The organism is Paraburkholderia denitrificans, assembly GCF_042655705.1.
Lineage (GTDB): Bacteria > Pseudomonadota > Gammaproteobacteria > Burkholderiales > Burkholderiaceae > Paraburkholderia > Paraburkholderia denitrificans.
This window is the reverse complement of sequence record NZ_JBHSMP010000038.1, coordinates 198898-225259: the sequence shown is the minus strand read 5'-3', so window position 1 is coordinate 225259 and position 26362 is coordinate 198898. Positions and strand designations below refer to the sequence as shown.

Genomic DNA, 26362 nt, shown 5'->3' with positions numbered 1-26362 from the left:
TCATGCATCGGCATCGAGAACGTGTCGGCGCGCATCGGCAATATCGCCACCGAATCGCAACCGCAGTTCGTGTTGCAGCCCGGCCGCGAGTGACGCTGTGCGATTCACCGCGTCGTCCAGATGCAGCAGCACGGCACGCACCGGCGGCGGCAACGCGACGGGCGCTTCCGGATCGTAATCCGGCTGGCTGGTGATCTCGGTCGTCAGCCACGCATCCAGCGCCTCGACGGCCTTCTTGTGCTGCCCAATCGCCGCGTCGAGCAGCGATTGCCGTTCGGTAATCTCCTTCTGGAACGGCGCGACGCGCTCATCCCACGGCACGACTGCGAGCGGTTTCGATAACCGGATCACTTCGCGCTGAAGCTTGTTGATGGTCTCTTCCTTGCCCTGCGCGACGCGCTCGCTCGCCTCCTTGTCGGCGGCGATGGCTTCCACTTCTTTGGTCAGCGCGTCCTTTTCCTTCGCGTGCTTTGCAATCAGGTCTTCGGCCAGTTCAATGAATGAATCCTTGTCTCCGGACCTGGCGACTTCGATCAGCGCACTCTTCTGGTCGTCGGGCAAGCGGCGGAACTGGCGCAGCTCGCGGTAGCCGATGCCCATGCGGGACATGCTTTCGAGGGCCTCTTCGCCAAACGACCGGAGATTGGCGATATCGCGCTCGACGTGTTCCCGTGAGCGTCCGATCAAACGGCAAAATTCATCCCAGGTTCCATCCAGAAGTTGGTCACCGTGCCCGGATTTGATTCCCTTCAAGGCCCGGTAGAGCTTGTTTTCCTTTACGAAAGCCAGTTTGGAAGTGGTCACCGTGACCGAAAATCTGGCGAACGCATCCGCCATTTGAGCCTGCCCGAGAAGCTGGTTGAGCAGGTCTCGCTCATCGTTGTAGCCCGCCTGAACAGCGGCCAAAACGTTCGCCGCTTCCGCACTTTCTTGCAGCGCGGGTGCGAGCGGCTCAGGCGTCATATTGACGGTCGTGGGCGTGGCCTTTTTACGTGCCATGGTTACTCCAGGCGGTTATTGGGGTGTACAGACGCGGTGGACGATTTCGTCGACACGCTGCCGGGCGGAATCGAGGCTGCGCAGGATGACGACGGCCTGCTGGGCGAGCCGGACTGAAGGGCGAATCCGCCCGGTTTCGGCGACGCGCTCCGCGAAGCCCTTCTCTTCGAGGGTCGCGATATAGCGCGTGATGTTCGACGGCGACAGACTGGTCGCCTTCGCGAGTTCGCCGGGCGTCAGCCCGTGCGCGAAGTTTCCGAGAAGAACATTGAGGACTTCCAGCACCTTTCCGGCGGATTGGGCCGTGCTTCTCTGCTCACTCATCTTGATCACGGTAAAACCTCCTCATCATCGAATCCGCGCCCGCCTTGGCGTGCAATGACCTGGCGCAGACGATTCAAATCTGGCCGCATATATGGATTCCTAAATAAAACGAAGGCGATTAATCCTTTTCTCACGACGCTCACTTGAAGCTCACGCGTCCGGATTCCCGGCTTCGGAAGCAGTCAAGGGATATTCAGGCAGGGGTAATGCGACGCAGCAGGTACGACATGTGATCGCCGCAGAAATACGAAACAGCCATGTGCGCGGCCGACGCGGCCCGCAGCCACTGCGGCAGGTTTCGCATCGTCAACTTCCAGCCGCACCTTGCGCCGGCTGCATGCCGGTCATGCATAGATAACGGACCGGCTCAAGCGTGCCCGCCTTCAAGCCGAGCGCGACCGCCACCTTGTGGGCATCCCCACGTGTTGCAGGGCGACCCGCCAGTACGCCGTGGACCGTGTTCACGTGAACGCCGAGATCGCGAGCGACTTCGGCGACCGCTTTACCGCTCTCGGAGAGCATTTTCCGAACCTCCGTCCTCGTTCGAAGTTGCGTCATCGTGTGATACCGTGCTCAATCGTGTTGGTGCGTGTCACTATAAGTTCCATAAATGGAACTGTCAAGCCTACTAGGTTCATTTATGGGAATTGGGGATCGACTAAAAGAGGAGCGTGTCCGCCTGGGATATACCCAGCCCGACTTTGCCGCATTGGTCGGGGCGTCGAAAAGCTCGCTCATTCGCTGGGAGGCCGGCACAAAGTCACCCGACATTGCCCATCTCGCCGAATGGTCCACGGTGGGCCTCGACGTGCTTTACGTTGCGACAGGCACCCGATCCCAGCCGCTTGAGAGCACGCTGACGAAAGAGGAAGAGGTGTTGCTGGACAACTACCGCCACAGCGCGCCCGAAGACCAGGCCGTCGTTCGGAGGACGGCCTCTGCAGTCGCGAAACCAGGGAAGCGTAGCTCGGCCGCCTGATGGCCTGCCGCCGGATCGAATCGAGATTGTCTGCGACGAGCATGGTCGCAGACATCGTTTTGTCGTTCGGGCCGAACGCATCGATGACGATCGCATCGGAATGATCGCCGCCGAATCCGGCGGCGACGGTATGGAGGTACGCGCAACGTCCCGAACGGCGACGTATCCGGTATTGCTGTCGCGGCTGCGAGAGAAAATCAGGCGCCGGATGACGATCGTGATATTGTTTTTCGCGGTCGGCTGCAGCGATGACGTGGCGTTTCAATACGCTGAAGAAGAGAGAGCGGGAGACCGGCGACAGCGAACCGCCAGCCTCCGCTCTCGCATAGCGTCAAACAAGATCAGGCAGTCGTCGTTTATTTCCTGCAATAGCCCGAGTTCCGCTCAACCTTGCAGCGCGTGGCTCAGCCCCGATTCTTCGGTCTTTTTGACCGTGCCGAATCGAGTGCTCCTCTCCCGGAATGCATGCGTGGCGGAAAGCGCTATCCGATCCGCGGCGTAATCCGGCGTCGCCGCTAAACCCGATTAAAAGACCCCCTCCTGACTTGCGCCGATCATGGCGCCATGTTGACTCAGGAGGCGCACATGTCTTTCAGCACCCGCTTTCCACGCATGGTCGGCTGGCTTGTTGCCGCCGTGCTGCTCGTGGTTGAGATCGCAATCATCTCCCCGCAACAACTCCCCGTCGAGCTCTATAAACTCAGTCTCATCAGCCTCGCTGCGGTTGTCGCGTACTGGCTCGACCGCGCGCTGTTTCCGTATGCACGCCCGGACAGCTACCTCGAATTCGACTGGCGATCCGGTTCGGCCGAGCCTGCGCTCGACGCGGACTACCGCGTGGTTGCCGGATACGAACTCGTGTTTGCCGCCGCCATGCTCAGGCGCGCGCTGATCGTTTTCGGTGTCGTGGTCGGCGTCGCGCTGGGCCTTTGATCATGCGTGTGCTGATCGCCGTCGTCCTCGCGCTCATCGGCGCGACGGCATTCGCGCAAGTGCCCGCGCAAGTGCCCGCGCAGGTGCCCGCGCAAGTGCCCGCGCTGGCGCCCACGCAAGTGCCCACAGCGGCGCTGGCATATCGCGCCGAACTGACGCGCAACGCACGCGCCGTCTGGGGAATCGATGCGCCCGTCGCGTCGTTCGCTGCGCAAATCCACCAGGAGAGCCGCTGGCGTGCTGACGCCGTCAGCGTCGTCGGCGCGCGCGGGATGTCGCAATTCATGCCCGCGACGGCGGACTGGATCGCAGGGGCCTATCCCGCCGAACTCGGCGACGCGCGCCCATTCAATCCGTCCTGGTCGATTCGCGCGCTCGTGCGCTACGACCGGCACCTGTGGCAGCGCATCACGGCAGCAAGTGCGTGCGAACGCATGGCGATGACGCTCTCCGCCTATAACGGCGGCCTCGGCTGGGTCTATCGCGACCAGCGACTCGCGCTGGCAAATGGTGCCGATCGGCAACGCTGGTTCGGCCACGTCGAACGATTCAACGCCGGTCGGCATACCGCCGCATTTCGAGAAAACCGCGGCTACCCGCGCGTCATTCTGCGCACGTTCGAACCGCGTTACATGAAGGCCGGATTCGGGCCGGGAGTGTGCTCATGAGTTTTCCCGCCCTGCTCTCGCGCGGTCGGTGCGCGACGGCGGTCGTCACCGTCGCCGCAATTACCGCGATGGCGGCGGGCGCAATCGCCTACTTCAGCGGATATCACGCAGGCGCGCTTGCTGGCGACGCGAAGGTCACAGCGCTCGAACGCCAGTACGCGGATCGCGCTCGCGCCGCGATCGAACAGGCCCGCGCGAAGGAGCGCGAGCAAACGCAACGCGCAGCCGCTCTGGCGGGCGACCTGTTCGCCGAGAAAGCCCGGCACGCACTCGAAGCCGATGAACTGAAACGGAGCATAGCCAATGTCACGAATCAATATCGCCCAACGCCGGAAGCGCCTCTCGAGAATCTGCCTCGCTGTGTGTTTACTGTCGGTATTGTCCGCTTGTGGAACGCCGCTGCCGCCACCGATGGCGTGCCCGCAGCCGGTGCTTCCGCCGGAACTGCTGCGCAGGCCGACGCCGATGAAGCCCTTGATTCCGGGGTATGCCTGGGCGACGTCCTCGCGCATCACGTCGACGCCGCCCAGCGCGCCCGCGACATCGAATCGCAACTGAACAGGCTGATCGACTTTATCGAGGGAGTCGAGGGAGAAGCGCGGTAACGAACGTTTCGATGCTCGATCCGATCAGCCGCTCGATGGATTACGTCTCCAGCATCGAGCGCGACTTCCTTAAATAGCAGTTGCAGCCCGAGGCCGCGCCCGAAGCGCAGGCCGCCGCCTTGCGTCATTTTCGCGACGCCATCTGAAAATCGTCCCGTGGCGGCCTGGTGTTTCCAATCCGCCCGAAGCCACCCGCCCGAGCACGGCGGACCACCGAATCGTTTTATAAACCCGTTGCTGCGCGTCTATGATGCGAGAGGCGCAATGCACTTCCCTCTCGTTTCCCTCTTGCGTCCTTTCGCGCACACCGCCCTACTCTTCACGTCGATTAAAAGACCGTGCCGGTCAGCCGCCCCATGATGGGCGGCATGGACACAACGCCCCTCCACATTTTTCAATCCAGCCAGCGGACCGCCATGAGCGGCCGCGTGCTGAATATTTCCGAAGCGAAACCTGCTGCGACGGCGAGCATCTGTGATCCAAAGCAGTACGAAGCGCTGAACACGAACTTCAAACTGCAGCTTGCCGACGGCCGCCACACGCAGGAGCGCTGCTGATGGCGACGACCCTCCAAATGATCGACGCAATCGTCGCGCGACTGAAGGCGAAACTGCCGACGCTCGCCGTGGAGCACTTCCCCGAGCAACCATCGGATTACTGGCTGAACGATGCGGTTGGTGCGCTGCTGGTCAGCTATCCGGGCAGCCGGTTCGATGCAACCGTCGACACCGCGGCCGTCGTGCAGCCGCGACGCATTCAATTTTCCGTGACGATCGTCGCGCGTCAATTGAATGGACGTGACGGTGCGATTGACGTCCTCGACCAGGTCCGCGCCTCCCTGGTCGGTTTTCGACCTCCAGACTGCTTGAAGCTTGCAGCGGTCTCCGAAACATTTCTCGGCGAGGAAGCCGGGTTATGGCAGTACGCGCTGGACTTGTCGTCCGCCTCCGTCATCGTGGAGGAAAGCGCCCCCAATGATGCGCGGCCGCTTACGCGTGTCCAATACGAACCCGATGAGGAACACTCATGAAATACATTTACAGCGGGCCGCCCAGCGGTGTCACTTTGAAGGATGGCAACAATGTGCGCGAGATCATCCTCCTCCCCACGCGCGAGGTCGATCTGCCGGAAGCGCACGAATATACCCAGACGCTGCTCGCGCTCGGGTACGTGACGCCCGCTTTGGCCGACGAATCTGCGTCCGGCCAGCAAGAAACTGCATCGGCCGGCGAGGCCGGTGCAACCAGCCAGGGGGAATAAGCGATGTCCGCCAACTATCTGCATGGTGTCGAAACCATCGAGAGGGAAACCGGCGCCCGTCCGGTCAAGGTCGTCAAGTCTGCCGTCATCGCGCTGATCGGCACGGCCCCGACCGGGCCCATCAACGTGCCGACGCTGTGCCTGTCTGAAAAGGATGCCGCACAATTCGGCCCGCACATTCCCGGCTTCACGATTCCGCAGGCACTGAAGAGCATCTACGATTTCGGCGCAGGTACCGTCATCGTCGTGAACGTGCTCGATCCGAAAGTGCACAGCGTCACCGGTCGCGGTGAGGACGTGCGTTTTGACCCGGCGACGAAGCGCGCCCGCCTTTGGGCTCCGGTAGTCTCGAACCTGGCGCTGTTTAGCGAAGATGACAAGACCCAGTTCGTGGCTGGCAAAGACTACACGCTCGACCCGATCTTGGGCGAACTCGTGCTTACCAGGGACAGCACCATTGACCAAAGCGCCAAGCTCCACGCGCGTTACGATTGGGCCTTTCCGGAGATGATAAGGGCGCGCGAAATCATCGGCGGCGTCGACGCGGCAGGGCGCCGAACGGGACTGATGGCGCTGAAGGACACCTTCAACCTGTACGGCTTCTCCCCGAAAATCCTGATCTCGCCCGGGTACGGCAGCCTGTACTCGGTGTCCGGCGAGCTTGAGTCGATGGCGAACCAACTGGGCGCGATCGCGTACATCGACGCGTGGGTCGGCACCACGTTCGCCGATGTGATGGCCGGTCGAGGCCCGGACAATTTCTTCACTACCTCGAGCGACCGCGTGCGCCTCTGCTACCCGCACGTCAAGGTCTACGACCCGGCAACGAATACGGAACAACTCGAACCCCTGTCGACCCGCGCAGCCGGCCTGCGCGCAAAGGTCGATCTGGACAAGGGCTACTGGTGGTCGAGCTCGAACCAGCCGCTCGTCGGCGTCACGGGCGTCGAGCGTCCGCTGACGGCGATGATCGACGATCCGCAATCGGAAGTGAACCTGCTCAACGAGGCAGGCATCACGACGGTATTCAGCAGTTACGGCTCGGGCTACCGTCTGTGGGGCAACCGCACCGCTGCCTTCCCGACCGTCTCGCACATGCGCAACTTCGAAAACGTGCGGCGCACGGGCGACGTCATCAACGAATCGCTGCGGTATTTCAGCATGCAGTACATCGACATGCCCATCGACAACGCATTGATCGATTCGCTGCTCGAATCCGTGAACGGTTTCGGCCGCAAGCTGATTGGCGACGGCGCGCTGCTCGGCTTCAAGGCATGGTATGACCCGAGCCGGAATCCGGAGCAAGAACTGGCGGCTGGGCATCTGCTGATCAATTACAAGTACACGGTGCCTCCGCCGATGGAGCGCCTGACGTTCGAAACCGAGATTACGTCGGAATATCTGCTGACGCTCAAGGGAGGGAAGTAATCATGGCAGGCGGTATCCAGATCAACCGTATCGTGAACGCCAACGTGTACGTGAACGGCAATTCGATGCTCGGCAAAGCCGAGGAAATCAAGCTGCCCGACGTGCAGACGATCATGCAGGAGCACAAGGCGCTCGGCATGGTCGGCAAGATCGAACTGCCCGCCGGTTTCGACAAGCTGGAAGGCGAAATCAAGTGGAATTCGCTCTATTCGGACGTCGCGCTCGTGATGGCCAATCCGTTCAAGGCCGTGCAATTGCAATGCCGTTCGAGCATCGAGCAGTACACGACGCAGGGCCGCACGCGCGAAGTCGCGCTCGTGACGTACCTGACCGTGATGTTCAAGAAGAATCCGCTCGGCACGTTCAAGCAGCACGAGAACGCCGATCTTTCGTCGTCGTTCGGCGCGACCTACGTCAAGCAGGTGGTCGACGGCGATGAAATGCTGGAGATCGACTACATGGCGAACATCTTCCGCGTCGGCGGAAAGGATGTGCTCGCAACATACCGGTCGAACATCGGCGGCTAAGAGCCTTCGAAGGTCATTCACCGGCGCACGCCGAAGACCCGCTCCGGCGGGTCTTTTTCCCCGTTTTCCCCGGGCAGGCATGAACGTCCGTTAATAGCCCGAGGCGTGCGATCCGCCGACAATGGCCTCATCTGTTACTCACTTTTCATTCAACGGAACGAACGATGTCCATCAAAATCCCCCTGAAATTCCCGCTTAAAAGCGCCAGCGGCGCAACGATCGCGTCGCTTACGCTTCGCCGCGGCAAGCGCAAGGACATCGCCGCCGCCGCGCGGCACAGCGACGACCCGGCCGAGCAGGAAGATTTTCTGATGGCGCGCCTGACCGATCTCACGCTGGAGGACATCGGCGAACTCGACATCGCGGATTCGAAGAGCCTCACCGATGCCTTTCGTGACATGGTTGACGGCATCGCAGAAGGCGACACAAAGCAAGCCGCGTAACGCTCGGCGAACACGCGAATCGCTCGATGCGATGTTGCGTCCGCTGGACGAATTGATGTTGCTGGTAATGAAAATGCAGCCGTCCGAAATTGCCGAACTCGACATGGACGACTACTGGTGGTGGGTCGGTGCGGCGGAGCGCGAGGTGGCGCGCCGGATCGAGGGCGCGCGCGGATAACGCACGATAATGCGCAAGGATTGACATGGCAGGCAAGTTCTACGTTGGCGTCAAGAGCGGCGCAGGGATCATGAATGGCTTCCGCGCCGGGATCATGGCGAGCTTCGGCACCTTGTTTTCCAGCACCCGAACTACGCTCAGGGACCTCGGCCAGCTTTCCGGCGAACTGCGAGCCAAACATACGCACCTGGGCAAGGCGCTGAACCAGCCTCGCAGCTCCCGCACGCGCAATGGCCCCACGCGCAATACTGGCGAACTGCGCGCCCAGCACGAACAGCTTGGACGGACGATCGAACAGGTTAAAGGCCAGCAACGGACGCTCACCGACCTGCGCGCGCGCGGCAACGCAATGCGCCAGGAACGCGGCGCCATCTGGTCCCAACTGACGGGCTCGCAAGGAACGCACGTTGCGACGGGGCCGTCGGCCATCGGCGCGGTCAAGTTCGTGGCAGCGCCGATGATCAGTGCCGTCAAACAGGCGGCGAACTTCCAGGCAAAGCTGCGCGACATCGCGATAGCCGGCAACCTCTCCCGCCAGGAAGAAACCGCGCTTGGCAAAACCCTCCGAGAAGCGGCGATCACGTCGAATCAGAGCCACGATGCGATTCTCGATGGCACCAGGGCGCTGGTGACGGCGGGCATGAAACCCGGCGACGCCGGGCGTTATGCCGGCGTGATCGGCAAGGTGGCTACAGCGACGCAGTCCGAGATAACCGATCTCACCAGGATGACATCTTCGTTCACGGAAACGCTTGGTATCAAGGGCGAAGATCCGGTCAAGGAAGCGTTTAGCCGCGTGACGTATGGCAGCAAGATCGGGCGTCTGGACCTGAAAGACCTGGAGCAGAACCTGCCGGAGTTGAACGCGGCATTTGCCGCCGAAGGCATCACGGGGCAGGACGCGCTCACCCAGATCATGGCGAGCCTCGCGGTCGGGCGCGAGAGCGCCGGTTCGGGCGAAGAAGCCATGGCCAACATGCGCAGCTGGGTTGCGCATATGAGTGCGCCGTCAACGATCAAGGCCTATGAGAGCGCAGGCATCGACTATCGGCAGTCGATGTCGAGCCTCGTTGCAGAAGGCAATTCAGGCTACGAAGCATCGCTTGCCATTGCGATGAAGCTCATCGAATCGCGCGGCGACGCATTCGTCAAACGGTGGAAAGAGGCGGCGGCCAGAGGGGACGAAAACACGCAGCGTCAGCTGATGGAGAGCAACCGCCTGGGTGAGATTTTTCAGGACACCCGGAGTGTCAATCACGTGCTGGCCATGCAGGAAGGCGGAGACAAATACACGCAAAACAAGGCGGCAATCGCGAGCCCGCAGGCGCGCGGCACAATCGACGGCGACTTCGTCAGGCGCAGCGAAACGGCCCGGATGGCATGGGATCGCATGAAAACGCAGCTTGTCGAGCTGGGTATTACGGTCGGCAATGCGTTGCTGCCGCCTCTGGTCACGCTGATGAACACGCTCACGCCGATCATCGCGCGCGTCAATGAGTGGGCGCAGGCGCACCCCGGGGTCGTTCAGGCTATCGCCGGACTGGCCATCGGCATTGCCGGCTTCAGGGCTATCGGACTGGGCGCCCTCTTCGGCGTCAACCTGGTCCTGTCCGCCTGGAATATCTTCAAGACGGTCATTGCGCTGTTCACCTCCAAATGGACGCTGCTGCGCTCGCTCTGGAGCGGCGGACAAATGGCATCGGGCCTCGGCGGTTTCTTTCGCACCGCACTGGGGCTCGGCAGAGTGCTCGGCGGCATCCTGCTGCGCAGCGCGTTGACGATCGGGCGCATCCTGCTGTGGGTCGGCAGGCTGTTCCTGACGAGCCCGATCGGCATGATCGTCGCCGGCATCGCGACCGCTGGCTACCTGATCTATCGCAACTGGGACAAGATCAGCGAGGTCTTCGGCAAGGTCGTCGGCGCAGCGAAGAAATATTTGGGCGAACTCTGGACGAGCGTCGCGGAACTCCCCGAGCGCTTCCTCGCCATCGGCCGCGACATTGTCGACGGCCTCATCAACGGCATACGGGAAAAGCTGGCCGCCGTGAAGGACGCCATCTTCGGGGTTGTCGACAACATCAAGAACTGGATCGCCGACAAGCTCGGCATCGGGTCTCGCTCGCCCGTCACCGACGCCACCAGCGGCAATGTCGTGCAGGAGAACGCCGCGCAGGGCCACGTCACGCAAGGCACGGTCATCGGGAATGGCGGCGAGTCGCCGATCGCGTCGCACGGCGCGCCTGGCTCGGTGCTCAAAGAGCGGGCTGCCATGCCGGTGGTCGACGGGGCGAAGGACAGCGTTGTCCGGTCTGGCGGCGGCATAAAAAACTGGCGTGCCGGTACGTTCGGTATCGGTTCTCCCTCGCCCGTATCCATGCGTCCGCGCGGCGACATCGCCCAGCGCGCGGCCATCGGCATCGGTATTGGCGACGCGACGGCGATCGCATCGCGCGCCGCGGCCGGCTCGGCACTCCAGGCAAAGGCTGCCGCGTCGGTCAGCCGTATTCAGACCGCCCGCGCAGGCGGCAAAACCGGCGGCGCATCGACCGGCGGCCCCACCATCACGGTCCATTTCTCACCGACGATCACGATTCAGGGCGGCAACGGCGGCGCCAGGGAGCAGGTCATGCAAGGGCTCAAGGTGTCGCTGAACGAGCTTGAACAAATGATGGCCCGGGTCACGGCCCGACAGGCCCGCCGATCATACGGAGGGTGACATGTTTGCATTATTGGGCGACATCCAGTTCGACCTGATCGGCTACTTCGACGGCTTCGAATCCACCTTCGGCGCGAACTACGCCGAGCACGGGCTGATCCACGGCAAGCCGCACCTGCAGCGCGTCGGCGACAACCTCGACGAAATCCGCATCGCGCTTTCGTTTCACTTCAAGTACTGCGACCCGGAAGCGGAACTGCTCAAGCTGCGCACGGCGCTGGCGGCCAGGCAGGCTATGGCGCTCGTCTTCGGCAACGGCGATTACAAGGGCTGGTTCGTGCTGACGACGGTCGAAGCCACCAGCAAGCAGACCGACACATCGGGCACCGTGATGGCCCTCGATGCCAACATTACGCTGCGCGAATTCGCGGGCGACAAGAAGCGTCCGCTCAATCCCCCCGCCGTCAAGCCGAAGGTGCCGCCCGTGGCCGCGAAGGCGGCCAAGGCGGTTGCACGCGCACCGACAGCGGCAGGGGCGGCGACAGGGTCGGCAATACAGTCGGCGGCAAAGTCCGTACGCAAGATCATCAAACAGGGTGTCGCGTATGCGAATCAGGCGCGCACGGCCATCCGTATCGCAACCGATACCGTGCAGGCCGCGAAGCGGCTGACGCACGATCCAGCGGGCGCACTGGAGCAAATCGGCGGCATCGTCGGCGACCTGCAACGCGCGTCGGGGCCGCTCGCGAAACTCGGTTCGGTCCTCGCGCCGCTCGCCGAGCCGCTTCCCGATGTGGTGAGCGTCATACGCGCGAGTTCGACTGCGCTCGACTCGGTTCGCGACGCGAAGCATGCACTGGCATCCGCCAACCTCGGCAATATCGGGCAGGTGCTCGACACCACGCTGTCGAATCTGACGAGCGCGGGGGAGGCCTTTCTCGACGCGGAACCGGCAATCAGCCGGCTCGCCGCCAGGGTCATCACAAGGGCAGACTGATGTTTTTGAGCCACGTGACACGCGATGGTGAGCGCTGGGATCAGCTCTCCTACCACTACTACGGGACGCCGTTCGAGTACGAACGCATCGTCGGCGCGAATCCCGATGTGCCGATTACACCAGCCTTGCCGGGCGGCCTGCTGCTCGCCATTCCCGTGATCGCCACCGATGAACTGACCGGGGATCTGCCGCCGTGGATGCGATAAACGATCTCGCTCCCGTGGCGGCGGCCGCGGTTCCCGCGCCGGTTTTCGTGCTCATGTACGAGCAGAAGGACATCACCAACGATGTCACGCCGTACGTGATCTCAGTTTCCTATACGGATTATCTCGACGGGCAATCGGACGAACTGGACGTCGAACTCGAAGACACGGACGACCGCTGGCGCAATGCGTGGTACCCGGGCAAGGGGGACACGTTGTCGCTGAAGATCGGCTATGAAGGCGAGCCGCTGCTGCCATGCGGCAGCTTCGAGATCGACGAGATCGAGTTCGCCGATCCGCCGTCGACGGTCACGATCCGTGGCCTCGCGACCAGCGTCAAGAAATCCGTGCGCACGCGCCAGCCGCACGCGTACGAGCAGACGACACTGGCCGCGATTGCCGACCGTATCGCACGGCGCAATCATTTGACGCTGGTCGGCACGATCCGCGATATCCGCCTCGATCGGGTGACGCAATTCCAGGAACGCGATGTCGCATTTCTCGCGCGGCTGGCGCGTGAATACGGTTATGTCTTCAAGATCACCGGGACGAAACTCGTATTCACCGAGCATGCCGCACTACGTGAGGCCGATCCGGTCATTCGTCTGGCGCCATCCGACCTGACGTCGCTTCGCCTGCGCGACAAGATCAAGGATGTCTACGCGCAGGCGAAAGGCGCGTACCACGACCCGAAGACCAAAAAGGCGGTGTCGAACAAGCTGGTCGCCAATGACGATAAAGACGGGAAGGTTGCCGGTACATCGACGAAACCCGCCGACAAGCCGCGCTCCGGCCAGGAAGCCAGTGGCGATACGCTGCGCCTTTCGGCGCGCTCCGGATCGAAGGCCGCATTGCAGACCAGAACGCAGGCGGCGCTGGATCGCGCGAATCTGCAGCAAACCGCAGGCACACTGACGACAGCCGGCAATACCCGGCTCGTCGCAGGCAACACCTTTGCATTCGCGGAATACGGACGATTGTCGGGCACGTATCTGATCGAATCGGCGCGGCATCAACTCAATCGCGGCGGCGGCTATACGACCGAGATCGAAATCAAGCGCGCATCGCTGGCTGTCAAGACGGGTAAAGGCGGCAAAGTCGACGCTGCCGGAACGACATCCGCGAAGGGAAAATCCAGGAACAACGCATGAACGGCATCGACGAGACATTCGACGAATTCGGCGCGACGATCAAATACGGCACCGTTAGCGCATCCCGACCGGGATTCGCACGCGTGCGCCTGACCGATCTCGGCAACCTGCGCACGATGTGGCTGCCGATCGCGTACCCCAAGACGCAGGACGATCAGTGTTGCTGGACCTACGACAACGGCGAGCACGTCGCGCTGCTGCTTGACCGGCGCGGTGAGGATGGCGTGATTCTCGGCGCGATCTATTCCGATGTGGATCGCCCGCCCGTCACCGATCCGAACAAATTCGTCATCCGATTCAAGGATGGCGCGCTGCTCGAATACGACCGCGCCACGCATGTGTTGCGTATATCGGGTATGCAACGGGTCGAAATGGAAGCTGGCGTCGAGGTCGTGGTGCGCGCACCGAAAGCCGTATTCGACGTGGCCGACACGCGATTTACCGGCAGCGTGACGGTCGACGGGCAACTGGCCTACAAAGGCGGCATGTCCGGCTCCGGCGGCGACGGTGCGACCGCGGTCATCAAGGGTCGCGTGCGCGTCGACGGCGACATCGAGGCCTCGGGCAAGGTCATGGACGCGGGCGGCAACTCGAACCATCACAGGCATTGAGTCTTTAAGCTACATGAATAGCCAGCCTGCCGGCAGCGCCGCATCATACCGGCATGACGCGCTTATCCGACATCACCTCCGTTCACTGGCAGCCCGCCCTTAACCGCGACGACGTGGTCGAAGGCATCGACGATATCGATCAATCGATCCGCATCATCCTCAAAACTCCGAAAGGTAGTGACCCGCATCGACCGGAGTTCGGATCGAAACTGCATCTGTATCTCGACATGCCGATCCAGCAGGCCACACCGCACGTCGTGCGCGAGTCGGTCGACGCGATTCGCGAGTGGGAACCGCGTTGCGAGATTGTCCGCGTCATTCCCGCGATTGACGAAGCACGCGAAACGTTGCGGGTGCAATGGCGTTTGGCCGATGGCCTGATCCGCGAAACGGAGGTGCCGCGATGAACCTGCCCGAGCCGCATTTCATTGATCGCGATCCACAAGCGATCACGGAAGAGATCGTTGCCGATTACGAAAAGCGATCCGGCAAGACGCTGTATCCGGCGCAAGTCGAGCATTTGCTGATCGACCTGATTGCTTACCGCGAAAGCCTCGTGCGTATCGGTTTGCAGGAGGCCGCCAGACAGAACCTCGTGGCTTACGCGCGCAAGCCGATGCTCGACTATCTCGGGGAACTCGTTGGCGTGACGCGCCTGCCGGAGCAACCCGCCCGAACGACGCTGCGGTTTGGCGTCGGAATTGCCCTCGCACGTGATCTACTGGTGCCAGCCGGAACGCGCGTCGAGAGCAGCGACGGCGCCGTGATCTTTGTGACGAGCGCGGATGCCGTGCTCCAGGCGGGCCAGCGGTCCGTGGGTGTCGGCGCGGTCTGCGAAGCAGACGGCATTATCGGCAACGGGCGCGCACCCGGGCAGATCAACCGCCTGTTCGATGCGCTCGATGTGAGCGACGACGTGGAAATCACCGTCGTCAACATCTCGCCAACAGACGGCGGCGCGGATGAAGAAGAGGATGACCCGTTGCGCGAGCGCATTATTCTGGCGCCCGAAAACTACAGCAACGCCGGACATGGCGAAGCCTACGAGGCACGCGTGCGCGCGGTTCACCAGAACATCATCGACGTGGCGGTGCTCGGCCCCGAAGATGGCCTGCCCGACGGGCATGTCGAAGCGTACCCGCTCACGCGCGACGGATTGCCCGGCGATGATCTGCTGGTGTTGATCGAAGCCCAGTTGAACCAGCGCAAACGACGGCCTTTGACGGACTATTTCCGGGCGAGGATGCCGCAGGAGGTGCGCTATCGCATCGCCGCCGAAATCGTGCTGTTGCGCGGTTTCGATCAGGATGCTGTCATGAGTCGAGCGCTGATGGCCGCGCAACGCTATGCACAGGACCGCCGGAGCAGACTCGGCCGCGATCTGGTGCGCAGTCAACTAAGCGCTGCATTGCATGTACCAGGCGTTTATCGCGTGATCCTGAATGACGCGTTCCCGGATCGCGAACTGGCTCGTCATGAATGGGCGACGTGCGAGGACATCGAGCTGGCCATGCAGGGCATTCACGATGAGTAAGACGCCGTTGACTCCGGTTCTGATGGCCGACGAGCGGTTTCGCATCCTGGCGGAACTGGTCGACGAGCGCTTCGGCAACATCGATCTCTCGGCTCTGCTCGTCCATCTGATTGACACGGTTCACGAAAGCGCCCTGCCCCATCTCGCCGAACAATTCCATGTCATGGGCTTCGAGGGCTGGGAGCTGGCGAGAAGCGCGGAGGAACGCCGGACGTTAATCCGCAACGCCATCGAGCTGCACCGCTACAAGGGCACGCCGTGGGCGATCGAGCAGATTCTCGTGACGCTCGGCATGACGGGCGTGGTTTCCGAATGGTTCGAGTACGGCGGCAGCCCGTATCGCTTCAGGCTCGATATCGACCTGTCCGGCCGCGGCGTCAGCGCGGCCGAATACGCGTGTCTGGAAGCGCTGATCCTGAAGTACAAGAACAAGCGCTCGCGCCTCGAGGCGCTGACGATGAGCGCCACGGTGCGCTCGCCCATTCCGACGTTCGCCATGGCTGTGTCCGCTGGCGAAATCGTCACCGTCTACCCCTGTAGCGTTTCCGAGCTTGACCAGATGAATCCGTTGCCGCACATCGGCATCGGTCACTGGGGCGTCGAAACCGTCACCGTCTATCCCGATAGCGTTTCCGCGCTTGACCAGATGAACCCGCTGCCGTGCATCGGCATCGGTCACTGGGGCGTCGAAACCGTTTCGGTCTATCCGTGTACTGCGTAGAAGGAGCCTTCATGGCGAGTGAATTTTTTACGATCCTGACCGCCGTTGGCCGCGCCAAAATCGCCAGCGCCATGGCGGGCGGCCCGAAACTGGCGCTGACCGAAATCGCGGTCGGCGACGGCCGTAACGGCGCTTATTACGATCCGGACGAAGCGCAGCGCGCGCTTCACCACGAAGTCTGGCGCGGCCCGATCAATCATCTCGAAACGGATCCGGCCAACCCGAGCTGGGTGGTTGCCGAACTGGTGATTCCCGATCAAGTGGGCGGTTGGTCCGTCCGCGAAGTGGGACTGTTCGACACCGCTGGCGACATGATCGCGGTCGGCAAATATCCGGAGAGCTATAAGCCTTCGATGTCGGCGGGCTCGAACAAGCAGTTGTACATCCGCATGATCGCCGATGTGACTAACGCATCGGCGGTCGAGTTGAAGATCGATCCGGGCGTCGTGCTTGTCACGCGCACCTCGCTCGATCAGATCCAGTCCCAACAGCTTGCGGCCGTGCTCAAGGCATTGTGCGACACGAACCGCGTGCTGCTCGGCCAGCATTATTTGTAGGAGATCGTGATTCATGAATCTTTCTGAACAACTTACTGACGCCATTGACGCGCAGAATGCATTGACCCAGGCCGTTGCGGACAAGATGGGGCAAGTCGGTGGTAGCGTCGGCCAATTTCAAGGCCGCGTCGACCAACTCGCGAACGACGTTGCCGCGCAGAATGAATTGACCCAGGCGGTTGCTGGCAAGGTGGGGGAAATCGATGGGCGCGTCGAGCACCTCTCGAACGACTTTGCCGCGCAGATGGCATCGACCCAGGCCCTTGCGGGTAAGGTGGGGGAAATCGACGGGCGCATCGAGCAATTCATCAAGAACTGGGACTGGGGGATTGACGGCTTTACCACGCTTGAGGTCGGTGCCGGTAAACCGTTCGACAGCATTCTGGCCGCGTGGGACAGTCTGATCGGCAAGACCTTGAAGGCGGACGTGCTAATCAAGGTGGCTGATGGTGTGTATACAACCACCGGCTTTACCTTGACGAATCAACCCTTTGCGCAGCGCATCCGTATTGAAGGCAATGTTAGCGATCCTGCTGCATGCCAGATCAAATTCACGCCTGACGAGAATGGCGCGAGCCACGGCGTCATCTTCCGTAACGTGCAAGACGTCGCCTTTAGCGGGTTCAAGCTGATCGGTGAGGCCGCCGATCAAAACTGGACGATCCGATGTCTGCTGATTCATCTAGGCAGTCGAGTCTGGAGCGCGCCTGGCAGCGTGCAAATCGAAGGCGGTGTGCACGGTCTAGTTGTCGAGCGCGGGGCGCAGTACGAGTGTGAAAATTTGCACATTTCCGATACGCGTCAATGGGCTGCGTATATCGCGTCTGGATCGCGGGCCTATCTGGCGTCGCTTCGTCTGGCCGGTCCCGGCCGGGACGTTCGAACTACCTTTCCAGCTCACATTTTTGGCGTTGAATCAACCTCCGCGTCCCATGGGTTAGTTGTCGTGGACGGTGCACAGTGCTGGGCCTTCGGGGCATATATCACCCACTACTCGCACGGCGCGCACGTCGCTCAGAACGGCTACCTCTGGTGCGACCTCATGCTGATCCATAGCTGCGAAACTGGCTGCTACGCTGGGACCGGCGGCGTGTGCTGGTCGCACTGGAGGCCTGTGGAGCCTGGAAGTCCAGTGGAACGACGGTCCTCTGTCAAAGGCTCGGACATTGGGTTCTTCGCGGATCACGGGGGAAAGATCATGGCTCGCGGCGCCGAAACGAGTGGATGTCAGACCAGCTTCCTCGCCACTCAACAGTCACTGATTGATGCCCGCGACACGTACGTGCGTGGATACGGCGGCACAGGCTATGCGTCGCACGGGCAATCTACGGTGCTTGCCTACTGCGCCACCATGGAGATGTCCGTCGTAATCGACTTCACCCCGTCGCAATCGGACGTACCGGGCAATGGCAACGCAATCATTCGCTATAGCAACGTCTCCTACCTCGACTAATATTCGCCGCTAACAAGGAACGCAAAATGAATTACCTCGATTTTTATACGGCGACTGGCGTCATGTCTCCCGCAACCGCAATCGACAGCGCACGTGCGCGACTTGATCAGTTGCGCAACCGTATCAACACAGTTGCCGAACCGCTGTCGCGCGAAGGCACGATGTCTGACGCGCTGGTCGTGTTGATGACGAGCTACGCGGAACTGGTCACAGCACTCGCCACGGCCACGGATCTGAAGAGCGTGGGCACAGCGGTGAAACATCAGGCCGCGCTCGTCAAGCCGATCATGGACGGCATCGCTGACGGGACGCTGCGGTTCCCGTTCCAGTCCAAGCAAGTTGACGCTGCCGGAGTCATCGCGGAATTCATCGACTTGAATAAGGGCGTGTCGGCTGCCTTCGAACAAGAGGGCTGGGTCTCCATGAATTTGGATAACTGATCCATCACGAAAACATTGAGCGACACGAACCGCGTGCTGCTACCACCATCATTTGCAGGAGATCACGATTCATGAGTCTTTCTGAACAACTTACGGATGCCATTGCCGCGCAGAATGCGTTGACCCAAGCCGTTGCGGGCAAGATGGGACAAATCGATGGCCGCGTCGAGCAATTCGTCAGTCAATGGGGCATCGACGGCTATACCACGCTTGAGGTCGGTGCCGGTAAACAGTTCGGCAGCATTCAGGACGCGTGGAACAGCCTGATCGGCAAGACCCTGAAGGCGGACGTGCTGATCAAGGTGGCCGATGGCGTGTATACAACGAACGGCGTCATCTTGACGCATCAACCCTTCGCGCATCGCATCCACATTGAAGGCAACATCGGCAATCCTGCTGCATGCCAGATCAAATTCGTGCCGGACACGAATGGCGCGAGCCACGGCGTCATGTTCGATAACGTGCTCAAAGTCGGCTTTAGCGGATTCAAGCTGATCGGCGAGGCGACTGATCAAAACTGGACGCACCGAAGTCTGCTGATTCAGCAAGGCAGTCGAGTCTGGAGCTGGCCTGGCAGCGTGCAAATCGAAGGCGGCCCGGTAGGTCTCCATGTCGAGCACGGGTCGCAGTATGACTGTAGCGATTTGCACATTTCCAATACGCGGCAGTGGGGCGCGTATATCGGGTCTGGATCGCGGGCCTATCTGGGGGGGCTCCGTCTGATCGGTCCCGGCAAGGACGTTCAAACTACCGTGCCGGCCCGATTCAATAATGGCGTTGAAAGAACCACGATGGCTTATGGATTGGTTGTTGCGGACGCCGCACAGTGCTGGACCGGCAACGCGCATATCACGGACTGGAATGTCGGTACGCACGTCGGGCAGAACGGCTACATCTGGTGCGACAGCGTGAAGATCAAGCGATGTGACATTGGCTGCTACGCTGGGCACGGCGGGATATGCTGGTCGGCCTTACCAGGCACAGTGGAGCAACGCGCTACGATCGTCGATGCGCGCTTTGGGTTCCTCGCGGACCACGGTGGAAAGATCGTAGTCAACCACGCCATCGTTGAACAATGCGAGAGCGGTTTCGTTGCCGCTCAACATTCACAGATCCTTGCCAACCAATCGATCGCGCGTAACTGTGTCAGGGGCTATGAGTCGCACGGACAATCTACGGTGCAAGCCTACGGCGCTACCCCGAGCGAATGCCAAATCGACTACACCCCGCCGAATCCGGACGTACCGGGCAACGCCAACGCAATCATTCGCCGCTAACAAGGAGAGCAAGATGGACTACACCGATTTTTATACGGCAACCGACGTCATGTTTCCCGAAACCGCAATCGACGGCGCACGTGCCCGGCTGAACCAGTTGCGCAACCGTATCAACACAGTTGCCGAACCGCTGTCACGCGAAGGCACGATGTCTGATGCTCTCGTTGTGTTGATGACGAGCTACGCGGAGCTGGTCACGGCGCTCGCGACGGCCCCGGATCTGCAGAGCGTCGGCGCGACGGTGAAACAGCAGGCCGCACTCGTCAAGCCGATCATGGATGGCATCGCTGATGGGACGCTGCGGTTCCCGTTCCAGTCCAAGCAGGTTGACGCTGCCACAGTCATCACGGAGTTCGTCGACTTGAATAAGGGCGTGTCGGTGGCCTTCGAACAAGAGGGCTGGGTGTCCAGGACGTTGGAAAGCTGATCGATCACGAAAAAACAGCGCGGCCGCTTCGGGTGCAGATACATCCGAAGCGGCCGCCGCATTTCTAACGCAGCCATTGAATCAGCCAACGCCCCTCCACCTTCCGGAACGCGGTGCAGTTCTAGCCCACGAAACAGACGTTCACCACAGGTCCCAGCGCTTCACTGGAAGTCGCTGACCGTCACGGCGCAATCAGCCTATCAAGGCGGCGGTTTGCAATTCCTTTGCGATATATGCAAACCCAGCACCGCTGATTTTTCGCACGCCAACACGTTCAAATATCGCGCCGCGCTTCAGCGTAGATCGACGCCGACAATCAAACAAATTGTCCGCGCAGAGGAATTGAAATTGGTAAAGCTGGAAACGTGCGCCTCGGCGATAACCGATGAAAGTCTTTGCGACTTCATCACTGCACACACGCAGTTGGCGGGAAATGGAAGCAGGAAGAAAAACAGCGGAGTGAAACGACCGAAGAGTCTCAAGAGCAACAAGACTCTCCGGTCACGATGCGCTTAACGCGACATCATATTCATACTGACGTTATGCATGACCCACACCGTACCGACGATAACGATCAACACCGTCATCACCGTAAAGCCGAACGCCGTAACGTTCCACCGCTGGCTCGACGACGAGTTCATGTGCAGGAAAAACACGAGGTGAACGACGATCTGCACCGCAGCCAGCACGGCAAGACCGAGCAGCGCGGTCTCATGCGGAAAACCGCCGTGCAGCACGAGCCAGAACGAAGCGGCCGTGAGCACCACCGCCAGGACGAAACCCGCCACATAGCTGCCGTAGCTGCCGTGGCCTTCTTCTTCGTGGATGGAATGAGCACTCATTTAATCACGCTCGCAAGATAAACAAAGGAGAACACGCAGATCCAGACGATGTCCAGGAAGTGCCAGAAGAGGCTCAGGCACGTCAGGCGGCGCAGTTCGCGCTCGCCCAGCGTCGGCGCCTGCACGACCTGAATCATCAGGACGATCATCCACAACATGCCGAACGTCACGTGCAGACCGTGCGTCGCGACCAGCGTGAAGAACGATGAGAGGAACGCGCTGCGGCTCGGGCCCGCGCCAAGTTCGATCAGGTGCGCGAATTCATGCAGTTCGAAATACAGGAACGTCGCGCCCAACAGGAACGTGATGGCCAGCCAGAACAGCACCTGAGAAGTACGCTTCTTGTACGCACCGATCATCGCAAAGCCGTACGTGATGCTCGAAAGCAGCAGCACGGCGGTTTCCAGCGCGACACCGGGGATGTCGAACAGGTCCTTGCCCGAGGGGCCGCCTGCGAACTGGTTCTGCATCACGGCGAACACTGCGAACAGCGAGCCGAACACGATGCAGTCCGTCATCAGATACAGCCAGAAGCCGAAGACCGAATGCGACGGCGGGTGATCGTGGTGATCGTGTTGCGCCAGCGCAGCGGCGCTTGTTTTCTGCAACATCAGTTGGCCTCCAGTGCTTCTTCATCAACCTTGCCACGGCGCTGCTTGCCTTCGAACGCCTTGACGAGTGCGCGGTTGCGCAGTTCTTCATCTGCCCGGACCTTGGCAGCCGGAATGTAGTAGCCCTCGTTCTTGCCGAAGCTGTAGGCGATCGCAGTACCGATCACGCCAACGAGGCCGACAATCGCCATCCACCAGATGTGCCAGATGCCGGCGAAGCCCAGCACGAGGCTGAACATGCCGATGAAGACACCGGCGCTCGTGTTCGACGGCATGTGGATGTCCGTGTACTTCGTGTTTGCAACATCCCGCGTTTCGCGACCCGTTTCCTTCATGTGCGCGAATTCGTCGAGTTCGCTCACGTGCGGAATAATCGCGAAGTTATACGACGGCGGCGGCGACGAGATCGACCATTCCAGCGTACGACCGCCCCACGGATCGCCCGTCAGGTCGCGGTTTTCCGGCAGGTTGCGGTCGCGAATCGAAACGTAGAGCTGCGCGAGCTGGTGAACGATGCCGATCAGAACGAGCACGGCGCCGAACCACGCGATAAGCATCCACGGATGCCATGACGGATCATCGTAGTGGTTCAGACGGCGGGTTGCACCCATGAAGCCCAGCACGTACAGCGGCGTGAAGGCCACATAGAAACCCGTGAGCCAGAACCAGAACGCGCGCTTGCCGAGTTTTTCGTTGAGCTTGAAACCGAACGCCTTCGGGAACCAGAAGTTGAAACCCGCGAGATAGCCGAACACCACGCCGCCGATGATCACGTTGTGGAAGTGCGCGATCAGGAACAGCGAGTTGTGCAGCACGAAGTCCGCACCCGGGATGGCCAGCATCACGCCAGTCATGCCGCCGATGGTGAAGGTCACCATGAAGCCGATCGTCCACAGCACAGGCGTCGTGAATTCGAGGCGGCCGCGATAGATCGTGAACAGCCAGTTGAAGATCTTCACGCCCGTGGGGATCGCGATGATCATCGTCATGATGCCGAAGAACGAATTGACGTTGGCGCCCGAACCCATCGTGAAGAAGTGGTGCAGCCACACGAGGAACGAGGCCACCATGATCGAGCAGGTTGCGTAGACCATGGTCTTGTAGCCGAACAGCGGCTTCTTGGCGAAGGTCGCCACGACTTCCGAGAAGATACCGAACGCCGGCAGGACGAGGATGTACACCTCGGGGTGACCCCACGCCCAGATCAGGTTCAGGTACAGCATGGCGTTACCGCCGGCGTCGTTCGTGAAGAAGTGCATGCCGAGGTAACGATCGAGGCCGAGCAGCGCGAGCGTCACGGTCAGGATCGGGAACGACGCCATGATCAGCACGTTCGCGCAAAGCGCCGTCCACGTGAACACCGGTATCTTCATCGCCGTCATGCCCGGGGCGCGCATCTTGATGATCGTGACGAAGAAGTTCACGCCAGACAGCAGCGTGCCCACGCCCGAAAGCTGCAGCGCCCACAGGTAATAGTCGACACCGACGCCCGGGCTGTACGCCAGCTCCGAAAGCGGCGGATACGCGAGCCAGCCGGTCTGCGCGAATTCGCCGACCACCAGCGAAATCATCAGCAGAGTCGCGCCTACGGCAGTCATCCAGAACGACAGCGAATTCAGGAACGGGAACGCCACGTCGCGCGCGCCGATCTGCAACGGCACGATGATGTTCATCAGGCCGACCATAAGCGCCATCGCCATGAAGAAGATCATGATCACGCCGTGCGCCGTGAAGATCTGGTCATAGTGGTGCGGCGGCAGGAAGCCCGGCGCGTTGTACGCGACGGCGAGCTGCGAGCGCATCATGATCGCGTCGGCAAAGCCGCGGATCAGCATCACGAGTGCGAGGACGATATACATCACGCCAATGCGCTTGTGATCGACGCTCGTCAGCCACTCGGTCCAGAGGTATTTCCACTTGCCGAAGTAAGTAATCGCGCCGAGCACTGCTATTGCGCCGATCGCCATGCCGATCGCCGTGATCACGATGATTGGCTCGTGATACGGAATCGATTCCAGTGTGAGTTTTCCGAACATGCTGGCTTTACCCCTTCGTCCCGCACGACGCGTCACTCGTTTCAGTGACGTGGCCGTTGTTGTATTTCGCGATGATGTTGGTGAAGAGCTTCGGATCGACCGTCGAGAAGTACTGCACGGGCGTCTTCTCGCTCGGCTTCGCAACCGTCGCGTATTGATCCATCGAGAGCGTCGTCGTCGATGCCTTCACCTTCTGAACCCACGCGTCGAAGTCTTGCTGATTCGTGGCAAGCGTGCGGAACTTCATGTCCGAGAAGCCCTTACCGCTGAAGTTCGCCGACATGCCCGCGTAGTCGCCCGCCTGATCGGCGATCAGGTGCAGACGCGTCTGCATGCCTGCCATCGCGTAGACCTGCGAGCCGAGTTGCGGTATGAAGAACGAGTTCATCACCGAATCCGACGTGATACGGAAGTTCACCGGCGTACCAACTGGAACAGCAAGCTGGTTCACGGAAGCGATACCGAGGTCCGGATAGATGAAAAGCCACTTCCAGTCGAGCGCCACGACTTCGACGTTGATTGGCTTGACATTCGATTCAAGTGGTTTGTACGGATCAAGCTCGTGCGTGGTCCTCCAGGTGAGGATGCCGAGAAAGAGGATGATCAGTGCAGGTATGGTCCAGACCACGATTTCAATTGCAGTGGAATGGGCCCATTTCGGCGCGTAGGCCGCGTTGCGATTCGACGCGCGATAGCGGTATGCGAACCACAGTGTCAGCGCGATCACCGGAATCACCACGATGAGCATCGTGTAGGTGGACAGCGCAATCAGGTGCTTCTCGGCTACACCGATGCTACCTTTCGGATCGAGTACTTCCATGTTGCATCCGGAAAGACACGCGGCCAATCCTGCTGCAACGGGAAGCAATAACCTTTGCAAGGTTGTTCTTTTCATCACGTTTGCCTGAATCTCATTCGTTGAATTTCTCCGGCACATTCCCTGATCTCCAACAAAGGAAGCGCGTCCGAATCATACAACTTGTTTGATCAACAACAACTATTCTTTACGTAGAATGACCCTTGCCAAAATGCCACTGAGACACTTTGTCGCAGATTTTTGCCGCATTTCACATCACCGGCGAGTATTCGAACATCGAACCCCGTATGATTTAAAAAAGCGATTTTCCGTAGATCTTTCAAATTTCCCAACCACACATCCGCACATCGTTTCGCACGCAACAGAATGTCGCGATGCCAAGGCAATCACACCAGCACGTACAGCACACAGATCTACAGCCCGCATGATGAAATTCGCAGCGGACACATCGAACGTATGAGACTGGCCACAGGGAAACAGGATCGAGGCTGCATAAGCATCGATCCGACGAACGAGAAAACGAAGACCTACATCCCATCAGCCTGCGTGAAGGTGCTTACCATCCGCCAAGTGACAACAAGAAACCAGGAAATGCGTCGGGCAGGATGGGAATTCAGGTCGCCAGATTGAGGAGCGCAATGACTGCATGCGCACGGGCCTAAAGATGCGTGACGAGCAGCAGCATCCGCACACCGCAATTAACGAAAGACAAATGAAAGTTAATCGCGGCGGCGAGCCTCGAATCAGGTAAACCGTAATGTATCTGTTAGCACCGCAGCGGAGGGCCACACATGGCCAAGGGCTTATGAGCGTAAACGGAGCGCAGATTTTTTGCACCGCGACAATGCAAATAATTGCATGCACTGATTCACGTCATTGTTTTAAATCGTCTTTTCGGAGTAAAGGAAATTGGTGTCGGGTTGTATCCGCGGCTAGTTCGGCCAATTCACGTGGCCACCGGCGTTTTGCGCGCCTGTCCGCCAACGAGTAGTACCCACGTACGTTGCCTGCGCAATGTCTTACTTTATTCTTTCGTTTGTATAAAAACCCGTTGACCTTCCGACCACACCAGACGAAAAAAAGCCCTGACCGTCATCGGGTCAGGGCCAACTTCTCAGTTTGCGTCAGGGATTCCACCGCGCAAGGCTCGCACGTTAGCGCTTCCCCGCTCACGCATTAACAGCCGCGGCTGGAAGAGTCCTTTCTGGAATTCCTCAGATTTCGACACGGCCTAAAAAACCGGAATAGCGCCCTTGCATTGTTTCCGCCCGCACGCGCTCGCGCACCGGGCTGGCTCATCATCCGAAAAGCGAAAGGACATGCCTTCCGTGCTGGAACCGGCGCCGCGTGATCGGGGGATCAACCCGGGAGCCGCAACGGCGCCCGAATCAATGGCTATTGTGCACGGAGTCACATTACGCTGCGCACGGGCGTGACCTGGTCATGCGTCAGCGCGGCGGCCACGCAATCACTGTTTTGATTGGTGCGAGAAGGTGCGGGGCCCGCGTGAAATCGCCCGCCGGACGGCAAAATCACACCGCGTTGTCATCGCGCCCCGCCCCCGTTTCCGATCCGAAATCCCGGCCTGGCGATGGTAAATATTCTTCATACAAATCAGCGTATTGCCTATTTGCTGCGACGCACAAATTTTGCTTGACAGTCGATTTTGGCGCGTTATCATTCAC

The 26362-nt window shown here is 60.5% G+C and carries 30 protein-coding genes; 23 read left to right on the top strand and 7 right to left on the bottom strand.

Annotation, left to right across the window (positions count from 1 at the left end; genetic code table 11):
* The 3 genes from ACFPTO_RS23660 to ACFPTO_RS23650 all read right to left on the bottom strand — a co-directional run bounded on the left by ACFPTO_RS23660 (position 1) and on the right by ACFPTO_RS23650 (position 1881).
* A complete protein-coding gene (locus ACFPTO_RS23660) occupies positions 1 to 963 on the bottom strand; it encodes a hypothetical protein (RefSeq protein WP_377715257.1) in 963 nt (320 codons plus the stop codon).
* Positions 964 to 1014: 51 nt separating this feature from the next.
* The gene (locus ACFPTO_RS23655; RefSeq protein WP_377715354.1) at positions 1015 to 1323 is read right to left on the bottom strand and encodes a helix-turn-helix domain-containing protein; all 309 of its coding nucleotides are present in this window, start codon (positions 1321 to 1323) and stop codon (positions 1015 to 1017) included.
* Between the two features lie 306 nt (positions 1324 to 1629).
* Positions 1630 to 1881: a helix-turn-helix domain-containing protein gene (locus ACFPTO_RS23650; protein WP_377715255.1), complete on the bottom strand. Its 252-nt coding sequence runs from the start codon at positions 1879 to 1881 to the stop codon at positions 1630 to 1632.
* A gap of 52 nt (positions 1882 to 1933) precedes the next feature.
* Here ACFPTO_RS23650 and ACFPTO_RS23645 point away from each other — a divergent pair, with 52 nt between their 5' ends.
* From ACFPTO_RS23645 to ACFPTO_RS23535, 23 genes are all read left to right on the top strand, one after another.
* Entirely contained in the window at positions 1934 to 2302 is a 369-nt protein-coding gene (locus ACFPTO_RS23645) for a helix-turn-helix domain-containing protein (protein WP_377715253.1), read from the top strand.
* Between the two features lie 585 nt (positions 2303 to 2887).
* Positions 2888 to 3235, top strand: a complete 348-nt coding sequence (locus ACFPTO_RS23640; protein ID WP_377715251.1) for a putative holin — start codon at positions 2888 to 2890, stop codon at positions 3233 to 3235.
* A gap of 2 nt (positions 3236 to 3237) precedes the next feature.
* Positions 3238 to 3903: a transglycosylase SLT domain-containing protein gene (locus ACFPTO_RS23635; protein WP_377715249.1), complete on the top strand. Its 666-nt coding sequence runs from the start codon at positions 3238 to 3240 to the stop codon at positions 3901 to 3903.
* Entirely contained in the window at positions 3900 to 4508 is a 609-nt protein-coding gene (locus ACFPTO_RS23630) for a hypothetical protein (protein WP_377715247.1), read from the top strand. The genes ACFPTO_RS23635 and ACFPTO_RS23630 overlap by 4 nt, the downstream gene beginning before the upstream one ends.
* A gap of 368 nt (positions 4509 to 4876) precedes the next feature.
* Entirely contained in the window at positions 4877 to 5065 is a 189-nt protein-coding gene (locus ACFPTO_RS23625; protein ID WP_377715245.1) for a hypothetical protein, read from the top strand.
* Complete coding sequence (locus tag ACFPTO_RS23620; protein ID WP_377715243.1) at positions 5065 to 5538, top strand: Gp37 family protein; 474 nt, start codon at positions 5065 to 5067, stop codon at positions 5536 to 5538. Before ACFPTO_RS23625 ends, ACFPTO_RS23620 begins: the two co-directional genes overlap by 1 nt.
* On the top strand, positions 5535 to 5768 hold the full coding sequence (locus tag ACFPTO_RS23615) for a hypothetical protein (RefSeq protein ID WP_377715241.1): 234 nt from the start codon (positions 5535 to 5537) through the stop codon (positions 5766 to 5768). Before ACFPTO_RS23620 ends, ACFPTO_RS23615 begins: the two co-directional genes overlap by 4 nt.
* Before the next feature lie 3 nt (positions 5769 to 5771).
* Positions 5772 to 7196, top strand: a complete 1425-nt coding sequence (locus ACFPTO_RS23610) for a phage tail sheath subtilisin-like domain-containing protein (protein WP_377715239.1) — start codon at positions 5772 to 5774, stop codon at positions 7194 to 7196.
* Positions 7197 to 7198: 2 nt separating this feature from the next.
* Entirely contained in the window at positions 7199 to 7723 is a 525-nt protein-coding gene (locus tag ACFPTO_RS23605) for a phage major tail tube protein (protein ID WP_377715237.1), read from the top strand.
* 164 nt (positions 7724 to 7887) lie between these two features.
* Positions 7888 to 8166, top strand: coding sequence for a phage tail assembly protein (locus tag ACFPTO_RS23600; RefSeq protein ID WP_377715235.1), 279 nt, complete (start codon positions 7888 to 7890; stop codon positions 8164 to 8166).
* Between the two features lie 203 nt (positions 8167 to 8369).
* A complete protein-coding gene (locus ACFPTO_RS23595) occupies positions 8370 to 11060 on the top strand; it encodes a phage tail tape measure protein (protein ID WP_377715233.1) in 2691 nt (896 codons plus the stop codon).
* A 1-nt stretch (position 11061) separates the two neighbouring features.
* Positions 11062 to 11997, top strand: a complete 936-nt coding sequence (locus ACFPTO_RS23590; RefSeq protein ID WP_377715231.1) for a phage tail protein — start codon at positions 11062 to 11064, stop codon at positions 11995 to 11997.
* Entirely contained in the window at positions 11997 to 12203 is a 207-nt protein-coding gene (locus ACFPTO_RS23585) for a tail protein X (RefSeq protein WP_296663510.1), read from the top strand. Before ACFPTO_RS23590 ends, ACFPTO_RS23585 begins: the two co-directional genes overlap by 1 nt.
* On the top strand, positions 12191 to 13351 hold the full coding sequence (locus ACFPTO_RS23580; protein WP_377715229.1) for a phage late control D family protein: 1161 nt from the start codon (positions 12191 to 12193) through the stop codon (positions 13349 to 13351). Before ACFPTO_RS23585 ends, ACFPTO_RS23580 begins: the two co-directional genes overlap by 13 nt.
* 5 nt (positions 13352 to 13356) lie before the next feature.
* Positions 13357 to 13962, top strand: a complete 606-nt coding sequence (locus tag ACFPTO_RS23575; RefSeq protein ID WP_377715352.1) for a phage baseplate assembly protein V — start codon at positions 13357 to 13359, stop codon at positions 13960 to 13962.
* 53 nt (positions 13963 to 14015) lie between these two features.
* Positions 14016 to 14369: a GPW/gp25 family protein gene (locus tag ACFPTO_RS23570; protein ID WP_377715227.1), complete on the top strand. Its 354-nt coding sequence runs from the start codon at positions 14016 to 14018 to the stop codon at positions 14367 to 14369.
* Positions 14366 to 15496, top strand: coding sequence for a baseplate assembly protein (locus tag ACFPTO_RS23565; RefSeq protein WP_377715225.1), 1131 nt, complete (start codon positions 14366 to 14368; stop codon positions 15494 to 15496). Before ACFPTO_RS23570 ends, ACFPTO_RS23565 begins: the two co-directional genes overlap by 4 nt.
* Positions 15489 to 16217 (top strand): phage tail protein I, encoded by a 729-nt coding sequence (locus ACFPTO_RS23560; protein WP_377715224.1) that lies wholly within the window; start codon positions 15489 to 15491, stop codon positions 16215 to 16217. Before ACFPTO_RS23565 ends, ACFPTO_RS23560 begins: the two co-directional genes overlap by 8 nt.
* A gap of 11 nt (positions 16218 to 16228) precedes the next feature.
* Positions 16229 to 16774, top strand: coding sequence for a phage tail protein (locus ACFPTO_RS23555; protein WP_377715222.1), 546 nt, complete (start codon positions 16229 to 16231; stop codon positions 16772 to 16774).
* 13 nt (positions 16775 to 16787) lie between these two features.
* Positions 16788 to 18227 (top strand): hypothetical protein, encoded by a 1440-nt coding sequence (locus ACFPTO_RS23550; RefSeq protein ID WP_377715221.1) that lies wholly within the window; start codon positions 16788 to 16790, stop codon positions 18225 to 18227.
* 26 nt (positions 18228 to 18253) lie between these two features.
* Positions 18254 to 18667: a hypothetical protein gene (locus ACFPTO_RS23545; protein WP_377715219.1), complete on the top strand. Its 414-nt coding sequence runs from the start codon at positions 18254 to 18256 to the stop codon at positions 18665 to 18667.
* A gap of 71 nt (positions 18668 to 18738) precedes the next feature.
* Positions 18739 to 19944 carry a hypothetical protein gene (locus ACFPTO_RS23540; RefSeq protein ID WP_377715217.1) on the top strand — a complete coding sequence of 402 codons (1206 nt, stop codon included), beginning with the start codon at positions 18739 to 18741 and terminating at the stop codon, positions 19942 to 19944.
* A gap of 13 nt (positions 19945 to 19957) precedes the next feature.
* Positions 19958 to 20371 carry a hypothetical protein gene (locus ACFPTO_RS23535; RefSeq protein WP_377715215.1) on the top strand — a complete coding sequence of 138 codons (414 nt, stop codon included), beginning with the start codon at positions 19958 to 19960 and terminating at the stop codon, positions 20369 to 20371.
* Between the two features lie 512 nt (positions 20372 to 20883).
* Here ACFPTO_RS23535 and cyoD read toward each other — a convergent pair.
* Genes cyoD through cyoA form a run of 4 tightly spaced genes read right to left on the bottom strand, consistent with a single transcriptional unit; the run spans position 20884 to position 24755 of the window.
* On the bottom strand, positions 20884 to 21213 hold the full coding sequence (gene cyoD / locus ACFPTO_RS23530) for a cytochrome o ubiquinol oxidase subunit IV (RefSeq protein ID WP_377715213.1): 330 nt from the start codon (positions 21211 to 21213) through the stop codon (positions 20884 to 20886).
* On the bottom strand, positions 21210 to 21824 hold the full coding sequence (gene cyoC / locus ACFPTO_RS23525; RefSeq protein ID WP_293041410.1) for a cytochrome o ubiquinol oxidase subunit III: 615 nt from the start codon (positions 21822 to 21824) through the stop codon (positions 21210 to 21212). Before cyoC ends, cyoD begins: the two co-directional genes overlap by 4 nt.
* Positions 21824 to 23860 (bottom strand): cytochrome o ubiquinol oxidase subunit I, encoded by a 2037-nt coding sequence (gene cyoB, locus ACFPTO_RS23520; RefSeq protein WP_377715211.1) that lies wholly within the window; start codon positions 23858 to 23860, stop codon positions 21824 to 21826. The genes cyoC and cyoB overlap by 1 nt, the downstream gene beginning before the upstream one ends.
* 7 nt (positions 23861 to 23867) lie before the next feature.
* Positions 23868 to 24755, bottom strand: coding sequence for a ubiquinol oxidase subunit II (gene cyoA, locus ACFPTO_RS23515; protein ID WP_377715209.1), 888 nt, complete (start codon positions 24753 to 24755; stop codon positions 23868 to 23870).
* Positions 24756 to 26362 lie beyond the last annotated feature (1607 nt).